The following is a 9,315-nucleotide window of genomic DNA, read 5'->3' on the forward strand; positions in this document are numbered from 1 at the left end:
CAAGGGCCTGCACCATTCGGCAGTGGCGTAATCTCTGGACCCATGAGCAGCGAGATCGAAGAGACCGGAACGAGGGTCTCAGAGCGGGGGGCCGCCACGCGTGGCGCCCTGCTCCAGGCCGCGCGCGAGGTGTTCTGCGAGGAGGGGTTCGCGCAGGCGGCCGTCACGGACATCGTGGCCAAGGCCGGAGCCAGCGTGGGCAGCCTCTACCACCACTTCAACGGCAAAGCCGACCTTTACCTCACGCTGTTCGAGGAGTTCCAGGTACGGCAGCAGGACCGCACCCGCGAGGCCCTGGCCACGGTCCGCGAGGCCGGCGAGACCGACCCGATGCGCCTGTTCCTGGCGGGCGCGAGCGCCTACCTGGACGGCTCGGTCTCCGAACGCGAGATCTCCAAGCTGTTCATCTCCGGCGACGGCCCGCCCGGGTTCGACCGGATCATGCGCGAGCGCCTGCGCAAGTGGGCCCGCCGCAACGCCGCCCTGTTCCACACCGAGGACGGCGGGGTCAACGAGCCCCTGGTCCTGGTGCTGACGGGCGCCATGATCGGTGCGGTCTCCGAGGTCTCACTGATCGAGGACGAGAGCACCGCCCGCGAGCTCGCCGCCTCGATCGTCAAGGTGCTGGGGACGATCCACGGATGACCGGCACCCAGACCCCCAGGCGCGAGACCCGCGTCGTCTCCGAGGGCTTCGTCAAGCGCCTGACCGCGGGTCCCGGCCAGTTCTTCCTCGCCATCGGCGCCTGCCTGCTGCTGGTCCTCGCGGTGTTCCTCATCACACCGCGCAACGAGAGCGGCGACCTCCGCCCGGCGATCAACTACTCCTGGGACGCCAAGGCGATCGCCAGGAACGCTCCCTACCAGGCGTGGGCGCCGGAGAACCTGCCCGAGGCCTGGCGTGCGACGTCCAGCCGGCTGACGGGGCTCAACTCCGAGCCGAACGAGGCCGGGAAGAAGATCGTCAGCTGGCATCTGACCTTCCTGACGCCGACGGAGAAGCTGGCCTCGTTCGAGCAGAGCAACGAGCGGGCCGACACCCCGAGCGGCTTCGTCCGGCGGATGACCAACGTCTACCAGTCGAGCCCGCAGCAGGCCATCGGCACCCAGACGATCAACGGAGCGTCCTGGGACAAGTTCCGCAACGAGGACAAGAAGCAGAACTCTCTCGTCCGCCGGATGCCCGACCTCACGCTGATCGTCACGGGGGTCACCGACTGGGACGAGCTGACCGTCCTGGCCTCGTCGCTGGTGGCCCAGCCGCAGGCCAAGTAGGGACCCGGCGGGACTCAGAAGGGCGCGTCGCCGTCCGGTTTGGGCGCCATCGCGGCGGCCAGCCGGGCGCGCGCCCCCTCCAGCCACTCCTCGCAGATGGCGGCGAGCCTCTCTCCGCGCTCCCACAGCGACAGGGACTCCTCGAGGGTGAGGCCCCCGGTCTCCAGTCGCTTGACGACCTCCGCGAGCTCGTCGCGGGCCTTCTCGTATGAGAGCGTCTCCTCGGCCATAGGCTCAGCGTATGGGAGTGGAGACGTCGCCGGAGGCACCCGTACCGGTGCGGCAGGTGCTGAACATGGTCGGCGGCTGGATCGGGCGGCTCGGCCGGATCTGGGTCGAGGGCCAGATCACCGAGGTCAACCGGCGCGGGAACACCGTCTACCTGACCCTGCGGGACCCGGCGGCGAACATGTCGGTCCGGGTGGTGGGCTCCTGGGCGGTGTTCGACAACCCGGCCGTCGTCGACGGGGCCAGGGTCGTGATCCACGCCAAACCGGACTTCTACATCAACCGGGGCTCCTTCTCTCTGACGGCCATCGAGGTGCGGGCGGTCGGGGTCGGGGAACTGCTGGCACGGCTGGAGCAGCTCAAGCGGACGCTCCAGGCCGAGGGACTCTTCCGGCCCGAGCGCAAGCGCGGCCTGCCGTTCCTGCCCGGCGCGATCGGCCTGATCTGCGGCCGGGACAGCGCCGCCGAGCGGGACGTGCTGGAGAACGCCCGGCGCCGCTGGCCCGCGGTGGAGTTCACGATCGAGACCGTGGCCGTGCAGGGCGTGAACGCGGTCGGCGAGGTCGTCGAGGCCCTGCGCAAGCTCGACGCCGACCCCGCGATCGACGTCATCATCATCACGCGCGGCGGCGGTTCGCTGGAGGACCTGCTGCCCTTCTCCGACGAGACCATGGTCAGGGCGGTCGCCGGGGCCAGGACCCCGGTCGTGTCCGCGATCGGGCACGAGCAGGACTCGCCGCTGCTGGACTTCGTGGCCGACCTGCGGGCCTCGACGCCCACGGACGCGGCCAAGAAGGTCGTCCCGGACGTCCGGGAGCAGGTCCAGCTCGTCCGGCAGATGCGCGACCGGGGGCGCCGGGCGGTGATGGGCAGGATCGACCGCGAGTCGACCTGGCTGTCCTCGGTCAGGTCGCGGCCCGCGCTGGCCGACCCGGTCCGGGAGATCGAGCGGCAGCACGAGCGGGTGCTGGCGGCCAGGGACCGGACCCGGCGGGCGCTGACCGTCGCGCTGGACCGGGCGGAGGACCGGCTGGAGCACACGAGGGCACGGTTGACGGCCCTGTCCCCCGCCGCCACTCTTGAGCGCGGCTACGCGATCGTCCAGCGGCCCGGCGGCGAGGTCGTCCGGTCGGCGGAGGATCTGCGCGGCGGCGACGACCTGCTGGTCAGGCTCCCTGACGGAAAGGTCTCCGTAACGGTACGCGAAGGCCTTGACCAGGAGTGACGGACGTCATATAGCCTTCCGTGAACAATCCTCACATTCAGGAGTTCCGGATGCGTGATCGGCAAGCCAGACTCGCCACCTACGGCGCGTTCGCCATCCAAGGCCTCTGCTTCGCCTCGCTGGTCACCCGGGTGCCGCAGATCCAGCGCGTCCACGATCTGAGCGACGGGGACCTCGCGCTGGTGCTGCTGCTCGTCCCGGTGATCGCCGGCGTCGGCAGCGCCCTGTCGGGGATGCTCTTCACCCGCTTCGGCAGCGGGCCCGTCCTGCGGGTCTCGCAGCCCGCGGTCTGCCTCGCGATCATGGGCGTGGGCCTGACCGGCGGGAACCTCGGCGCCCTGTACGCCGCGACCGCGCTGTTCGGCCTGTTCGTCGGCGCCGTGGACGCCTCGATGAACGCCCAGGCCGTGGCCGTCGAGCGGCACGAGGGCAAGAGCGTCCTGTCCGGTTTCTACGCCGTGTGGAGCGCGGCGGGCGGCGCCGGCGCGCTGTGGGTCGCGCTGGCCAACAAGCTCGATCTCTCCCTGTTCGCCGGGTTCGCTCCCCCGGCCCTGCTCGGCATCGCCGCCTCGCTGTACATCGGCCGCCACCTCTACAAGAAGGACGAGGAGGGCTCCGGCCCCTCGGCCGCCGAGCTCAAGGCCGCCGCCAAGAACGTCCCGTGGAAGCCGATCCTGCTGGTCGGCACCGCGATGGGCTGCTTCTACCTCGCCGACGCCGCGATCTCGACCTACGGCACCAAGTACCTCGAGGACGAGCTGGACGCCTCCTCCGTCGTCGCCCCGCTCGCCTACGTCGCCTACCAGATCGCGATGATCCTCAGCCGGGGCGTCGCCGACTTCGGCGTCCGCCGCCGCGGCCCGGTCGCGGTCGTCCGGATCGGCGCGCTGGTCGGGTTCGTCGGCATGGTGGGCGTCGTCGCCGCGCCGAACGCGGCCGTCGCGATCGCCGCCGTGACGGTCATGGGCCTCGGCCTGTGCGTGGTCGCGCCGATCTCCTTCTCCGCCGCGGGCCAGGTCGACCCGACGGGCCTCGGCATCGCGGTCTCCCGCGTCAACCTGTTCAACTACGCCGGGTTCGTCCTGGGCGCCGCCGTCATCGGGGCGTTCGCGCCGGAGGAGGGCGAGAGCAACCTGCGCGTCGCCTTCATGATCCCGACCGCCCTGATCCTGGTGATCTTCTTCCTGGCCCCGTCGTTCGCGCCGAAGCCCGCGGCCGTCGAGGAGAACGTCGCGGCCTGACGCTAGAGGGCCCTGGCCAGCAGGCGGACCGCTTCGGCCAGCCGGTGGGGCGGCTGGGAGGCGTAGCCCAGCAGGAGGGCGCCGGGCGTGGTCGGCTGGAGGGTCACGCCCAGCGCCGACGCCCGTTCGAAGAAGCCCTCCTCCGCGCCCTCGAGATGGACGTACAGGTGCAGGCCCGCCGAGACGCCCTCCACCCTGGCCTGCGGAAGATGGGCGGCCAGCGCCTCCACCAGCGCGTCCCGGCGGGACCTGTACAGGCGCCGCATGTGCCGCAGATGCCGGTCGTAGCGGCCGGAGGCCAGCAGATGGGCCAGGGCGTGCTGGTCGACGGCCGGTGAGCCCAGGTCGGTGTCGACGCGGTGCCGGGCCGCGGCGGCGGCGAGGGCGGGCGGGGCGACCAGCCAGCCGAGCCGCAGCGCGGGGGCGAGCGCCTTGCTGACCGAGCCCAGCAGCACCACCCGGTCGGGCGCGACGCCCTGGAGGCAGCCGACGGGCTCGCGGTCGTAGCGGAACTCGGCGTCGTAGTCGTCCTCGAGCACATGGCCGCCGGTCTCCCGCGCCCAGGCCAGCAGCGCCGCCCGCCGGGCCGGGGAGAGCACGACCCCGGTCGGGAACTGGTGGGCGGGGGTCAGCAGCGCGGTCCTCGCGCCGGAGCGGGCGAGGGCGGCGACGTCCATCCCCTCGGCGTCGACGGGGATCGGCAGCAGCGGCACCCCGGTCGCCCGCAGCAGCGGGATCTGCCGCTCGGAGGTCGGATCCTCCAGCGCCAGCGGGCCGCCGAGCAGCCGGACGACCGTCGACAGGCCGTGCGCGACCCCACCGGTGATCACGATCTGGCCGGGGGCGGCGACGGCGGCCCGTACCCGGCCCAGATAACCCGCGAGCTCCTCCCGCAGCTCCGCGACGCCCGCCGGATCGGGATAGGCGAACTCGCTGTGGGGCATCGCGGCGAGGGCGTGGCGCAGCGCCGACAGCCACGCCGCGCGCGGGAAGGCCGACAGGTCGGGCACGCCCGGGCGCAGGTCGTAGGGGCCCGCGGTCTCGGCCGCCCGGCACTCCGCGCCGGCCCGCTCCTGCGGCTCCGCGACGTCCGCCGGCGCGCAGGACCCGGCGACCCTGGTGCCGTCGCCGGTGCGCGACAGCAGGAACCCCTCGGCGACGAGCTGCTCGTAGGCGGAGACGATCACTCCCCTGGCCACTCCCAGATCATGGGCGAGGGCCCGGCTGGAGGGCAGGCGCGTCCCTCCGGTCAGGCGGCCGTCGCGGACGGCCCGGCGCAGCTCGGCGGCGACCTGGGCGCCCAGCCGTCCCCTGGACCGGTCGACGGTCAGATGCAGATCGCTCATGGCTCCCACCCTCGCATCGAATGGTCCTGTTATCCAGCTCGGAAATGGACCTGGGGCGAGGACCATTGGGCCCCTAGCGTCAAGGACATGGATCTTGTGATGACCCGGGCCGCGGCGCCGGGCGGACTGCGCGGCGTCCTCGGCGCGACCGGCGGCATGACCCTCGTCGGCACCCTCGCGGCGATCTCGGCGACCATCGGCCGGTACCCCGTCTTCTCCGGGCAGGCCCTGCGGTACGCGCTGGCGGCGGCGATCCTGCTGCCGCTGGCCGCCCGGCAGAGGTCCCGTGCCGCCGGGCCGCTGGGCGTCCGGGACCTGTTCCTGCTGCTGGCCCTGACGGCGACAGGCCTGGCCGGGTTCAACTACTGCCTGGTCGAGGCCGCCCGCCACGCGGACCCCGCGACGGTCGCCACCGTCGTCGGCGGGGCCCCGGTGGTCATGGCGTTCGCGGGGCCGCTGGTCGCGGGGCACCGGCCGTCCCTGCGGGTCCTGCTCGGCGCGCTCCTGGTCGCGGGCGGCGCGGGCCTGGCCAACGGGGTCGGCGGCGGCAGCGCGGAGGGCTTCGCCTACGCGGCCGGGGCCCTCGCCGGCGAGCTGCTGTTCTCCCTGCTGGCGCTGCCGCTGCTGCCCAAGCTGGGTCCGGTGCGGCTGTCGGCGTACTGCACGGCGCTGGCCGTCCCGATGCTGGCGGCGCTGGCGGTGATCGCCGGGGAGAGCCCGCGCGTCCCCACCGCGGGCGAGGGCGCCGCGATCGTCTACGCCGGGGTCGTCATCACGGTGGTGGCGTTCCTGCTCTGGTACGACGCCCTGGGGCGGCTGGGGCCCGACCGGGCGTCGCTGTTCGCCGGGGTCATCCCGATCTCGGCGGCCGTCACCACGATGGTCCTCGGGCTGGGCGTCCCGTCGGGGGCGACGCTCGCCGGGTGCCTCCTGGTGGCGGCGGGCGTGACCTACGGGACTACCCTGGGGGGCGGTCAGGACTACCGGAAGAAGGACGACGATGCCTGAGTTCGCCTACACCGAGCTGCTGCCCCTCGGAAAGGACTCCGAGACCGAGTACCGGCTCCTCACGACCGAGGGCGTGTCGACGGTCGAGGCGGCGGGCCGGACCTTCCTCCAGGTGGAGCCCGAGGCGATCCGGCTGCTGACCGAGACGGCGATCCACGACATCCAGCACCTCCTGCGCCCCGCCCACCTGGCCCAGCTCCGCAAGATCCTGGACGACCCCGAGGCCTCCCCCAACGACCGTTTCGTGGCGCTGGACCTGCTGAAGAACGCGGGCATCGCCTCCGGCGGGATCCTGCCGATGTGCCAGGACACCGGCACCGCGATCGTCATGGGCAAGCGCGGCCAGAACGTCCTGACCGACGGCCGCGACGAGGAGCACCTCAGCCGCGGCGTCTACGACGCCTACACCCGGCTCAACCTGCGCTACTCCCAGATGGCCCCGATCACCATGTGGGAGGAGAAGAACACCGGCTCCAACCTGCCCGCGCAGATCGAGCTGTACGCCACCGAGGGCGACGCCTACAAGTTCCTGTTCATGGCCAAGGGCGGCGGCTCGGCCAACAAGTCCTACCTGTACCAGGAGACCAAGGCCGTCCTGAACGAGAAGCGGATGCTCTCCTTCCTGGAGGAGAAGATCCGCAGCCTCGGCACCGCGGCCTGCCCGCCCTACCACCTGGCGATCGTCGTGGGCGGCACCAGCGCCGAGTTCGCGTTGAAGACGGCCAAGTACGCCTCGGCCCACTACCTCGACCACATGCCCACCGAGGGCTCCGCGGGCGGCCAGGGCTTCCGCGACCTAGAGCTGGAGCAGCAGGTCTTCGAGCTCACCCAGAAGCTCGGCATCGGCGCCCAGTTCGGCGGCAAGTACTTCTGCCACGACGTCCGGGTGATCCGGCTGCCCCGGCACGGCGCGTCCTGCCCGGTCGCCATCGCGGTCTCCTGCTCGGCCGACCGCCAGGTCCTGGCGAAGATCACGGCCGAGGGCGTCTTCATCGAGAACCTGGAGACCGACCCGGCCCGCTTCCTGCCCGACACCACCGACGAGCATCTCGACGACGACGTCGTCAAGATCGATCTCAACCGTCCCATGGCCGACATCCGCGCCGAGCTGTCCCGCTTCCCGGTCAAGACCCGCCTCTCCCTGACCGGCACCCTGGTCGTGGCCCGCGACATCGCCCACGCCAAGATCAAGGAACGCCTCGACGCGGGCGGCGAGATGCCCCAGTACCTGAAGGACCACCCGGTCTACTACGCGGGCCCGGCCAAGACCCCCGAGGGCTACGCCTCCGGCTCCTTCGGCCCGACCACCGCGGGCCGCATGGACTCCTACGTCGAGGAGTTCCAGGCGGCCGGCGGCTCCCTGGTCATGCTGGCCAAGGGCAACCGCTCCCAGCAGGTCACCGACGCCTGCGCCAAGCACGGCGGCTTCTACCTGGGCTCCATCGGCGGCCCCGCCGCCCGTCTGGCCCAGGACTGCATCAAGAAGGTCGACGTCCTCGAGATGCCCGAACTGGGCATGGAGGCCGTCTGGAAGATCGAGGTCGAGGACTTCCCCGCCTTCATCGTCGTCGACGACAAGGGCAACGACTTCTTCGAGGACACCACCGGCCCCCTCCTCAAGATCGGCCGACGCCCCTGACGAGGGCCGCGAGGCCGCCCGCGACCGCCACGGCCAGGACGACGGTGCCGGCGATCAGGTACCAGGACGGGCCGGACCGCCCGCCGGAGGCGGCTCGCAGGACGCGGTCGGCTCGGGTGGAGCAGACGATGGGGCGGCCGGCGGGCTCGGCGGCGCAGGCCACGGCGGCCAGGCGGGTGTACCTCGCGGGGACGTCGCCGATCTCGACCGTGGTCTCGAAGACGGCGGCCGCGCCGCCCGGGAGCGGCCTGGTCCAGCGGATCCGGCCGTTCGCCGCGGAGCCCTTCGGCGAGGTGGACAGCAGCTTCATGCCGGGTGCCAGCGTCTGGGTGATCTGGAGGGGCGCGGTGCCGCGGGCCCCGAGGTTCTTCAGCTCGGTGCGGTAGGTGACGCGGTCGCCCCGTCCGAGCGTCTTCCTGCCGCTGTCGACGCTGATGCTCAGGCTGGGCGGGGCCGGCTTCCCGGCACGGGCCGCGTCCGCGGGCGCCGGCCAGGTGGCGGAGCAGGCCAGTGCGGCCGCGACGATCGACAGGGACGCCGCCCGGCGGGAACGCGGGGCGGCGGCTGGTGCGGTCATGTGAAGGCGTCCCGTGATCGGATCGGCGGCTGGTCAGGCCCGAATCTACGGCGCCCGCGCGCCCCCGCCTCGCCTCCGCTCCGCGCCGACCACCTGCCCAGGGCCATTGCGGCCCTGGGCTTTACCCGGCGGGCTAAAGCGTCGTGGCGATGTAGTTCAGCGTGCCGGTGTAGGAGTCGGGCTCGACGAACGGGATGGTGATCCGGTAGTTGTTGTCGATCTCGTCGCCCCCGACGGCCGAGGCGGCCGGCTTGGTGGCGACGACCAGGGGCGTCGTGTTCGAGATCGATGCGTACGTGCCCCCCTGGACGGGGCCGTCCACCTGGAGGCTGGACACCGGGATCACGTCGGTGTTGGTCGGGGCCAGGGCTCCCACCAGGTTCGCCGCCGCCGCCTGGACCGTGACGTTGTAGCCCGCGAGGTTGTTCGTGGTGACCGTCATCGTGACCGGGGTCGCCCCGGTGGTGGGCGTCTCGCCCGGAATGCCGGTCAGGGCGAACGAGGACGTGAGAGCGGTCAGCGTGATCGCCGTGTCGACCTGGACGGTGACGATCGTGTTGCCCGCGTCGGTGTCGGCGGACACCGGAGAGAGCGGCGCGGCGGCCAGGGCCGCCGCCAGCGCCAACGCCGCGCCGCCACCGCACAGCCGCTGGAACAGGTGCATCTTTGATCTCCCTTGTGATCGACGAGCGCTCCATGATCATCACCGGCTCCAGCGGCCGCGAAACCCCACGCGGTGACGCTTCGAGGACAGCGACCGTCGATACCGGTTGATAC

10 protein-coding genes are annotated in these 9,315 nt (G+C 72.2%); 6 read left to right on the plus strand and 4 right to left on the minus strand.

Going from position 1 to position 9,315, the window contains the following annotated elements:
• Window positions 1-42 precede the first annotated feature (42 nt).
• A complete protein-coding gene (locus tag ABD785_RS06250) occupies window positions 43-645 on the plus strand; it encodes a TetR/AcrR family transcriptional regulator (protein ID WP_344823137.1) in 603 nt (200 codons plus the stop codon).
• Window positions 642-1,274 (plus strand): DUF4245 domain-containing protein, encoded by a 633-nt coding sequence (locus ABD785_RS06255; RefSeq protein WP_344823139.1) that lies wholly within the window; start codon window positions 642-644, stop codon window positions 1,272-1,274. The genes ABD785_RS06250 and ABD785_RS06255 overlap by 4 nt, the downstream gene beginning before the upstream one ends.
• 14 nt (window positions 1,275-1,288) lie before the next feature.
• Here ABD785_RS06255 and ABD785_RS06260 read toward each other — a convergent pair whose 3' ends face one another.
• Window positions 1,289-1,504: an exodeoxyribonuclease VII small subunit gene (locus ABD785_RS06260; protein WP_344823141.1), complete on the minus strand. Its 216-nt coding sequence runs from the start codon at window positions 1,502-1,504 to the stop codon at window positions 1,289-1,291.
• Window positions 1,505-1,515: 11 nt separating this feature from the next.
• On the opposite strand from ABD785_RS06260, the gene xseA reads away from it, so the two are divergent.
• Both xseA and ABD785_RS06270 read left to right on the plus strand, forming a co-directional pair.
• A complete protein-coding gene (gene xseA / locus ABD785_RS06265) occupies window positions 1,516-2,727 on the plus strand; it encodes an exodeoxyribonuclease VII large subunit (RefSeq protein WP_344823143.1) in 1,212 nt (403 codons plus the stop codon).
• 50 nt (window positions 2,728-2,777) lie between these two features.
• Window positions 2,778-3,968: an MFS transporter gene (locus tag ABD785_RS06270; protein ID WP_344823145.1), complete on the plus strand. Its 1,191-nt coding sequence runs from the start codon at window positions 2,778-2,780 to the stop codon at window positions 3,966-3,968.
• 2 nt (window positions 3,969-3,970) lie between these two features.
• On the opposite strand, the gene pdxR is transcribed toward ABD785_RS06270, so the two are convergent.
• Entirely contained in the window at window positions 3,971-5,314 is a 1,344-nt protein-coding gene (gene pdxR, locus ABD785_RS06275; RefSeq protein WP_344823147.1) for a MocR-like pyridoxine biosynthesis transcription factor PdxR, read from the minus strand.
• A gap of 87 nt (window positions 5,315-5,401) precedes the next feature.
• On the opposite strand from pdxR, the gene ABD785_RS06280 reads away from it, so the two are divergent.
• Entirely contained in the window at window positions 5,402-6,322 is a 921-nt protein-coding gene (locus ABD785_RS06280; protein WP_344823149.1) for a DMT family transporter, read from the plus strand.
• A complete protein-coding gene (locus ABD785_RS06285) occupies window positions 6,315-7,961 on the plus strand; it encodes a fumarate hydratase (RefSeq protein ID WP_344823151.1) in 1,647 nt (548 codons plus the stop codon). The genes ABD785_RS06280 and ABD785_RS06285 overlap by 8 nt, the downstream gene beginning before the upstream one ends.
• Here ABD785_RS06285 and ABD785_RS06290 read toward each other — a convergent pair.
• Window positions 7,939-8,538, minus strand: coding sequence for a hypothetical protein (locus ABD785_RS06290; protein ID WP_344823153.1), 600 nt, complete (start codon window positions 8,536-8,538; stop codon window positions 7,939-7,941). The genes ABD785_RS06285 and ABD785_RS06290 overlap by 23 nt on opposite strands.
• 133 nt (window positions 8,539-8,671) lie before the next feature.
• Window positions 8,672-9,202, minus strand: coding sequence for a hypothetical protein (locus ABD785_RS06295; protein WP_344823155.1), 531 nt, complete (start codon window positions 9,200-9,202; stop codon window positions 8,672-8,674).
• Window positions 9,203-9,315 lie beyond the last annotated feature (113 nt).

The organism is Actinocorallia longicatena (genome assembly GCF_039534125.1).
Lineage (GTDB): Bacteria > Actinomycetota > Actinomycetes > Streptosporangiales > Streptosporangiaceae > Actinocorallia > Actinocorallia longicatena.

Excerpts from the sequence above, each read along its gene's own strand:
- ABD785_RS06250 (WP_344823137.1), top strand. The coding sequence starts at position 43 with ATGAGCAGCGAGATCGAAGAGACCGGAACGAGGGTCTCAGAGCGGGGG.
- ABD785_RS06255 (WP_344823139.1), top strand. The coding sequence starts at position 642 with ATGACCGGCACCCAGACCCCCAGGCGCGAGACCCGCGTCGTCTCCGAG.
- ABD785_RS06260 (WP_344823141.1), bottom strand. The coding sequence starts at position 1,504 with ATGGCCGAGGAGACGCTCTCATACGAGAAGGCCCGCGACGAGCTCGCG.
- xseA (WP_344823143.1), top strand. The coding sequence starts at position 1,516 with ATGGGAGTGGAGACGTCGCCGGAGGCACCCGTACCGGTGCGGCAGGTG.
- ABD785_RS06270 (WP_344823145.1), top strand. The coding sequence starts at position 2,778 with ATGCGTGATCGGCAAGCCAGACTCGCCACCTACGGCGCGTTCGCCATC.
- pdxR (WP_344823147.1), bottom strand. The coding sequence starts at position 5,314 with ATGAGCGATCTGCATCTGACCGTCGACCGGTCCAGGGGACGGCTGGGC.
- ABD785_RS06280 (WP_344823149.1), top strand. The coding sequence starts at position 5,402 with ATGGATCTTGTGATGACCCGGGCCGCGGCGCCGGGCGGACTGCGCGGC.
- ABD785_RS06285 (WP_344823151.1), top strand. The coding sequence starts at position 6,315 with ATGCCTGAGTTCGCCTACACCGAGCTGCTGCCCCTCGGAAAGGACTCC.
- ABD785_RS06290 (WP_344823153.1), bottom strand. The coding sequence starts at position 8,538 with ATGACCGCACCAGCCGCCGCCCCGCGTTCCCGCCGGGCGGCGTCCCTG.
- ABD785_RS06295 (WP_344823155.1), bottom strand. The coding sequence starts at position 9,202 with ATGCACCTGTTCCAGCGGCTGTGCGGTGGCGGCGCGGCGTTGGCGCTG.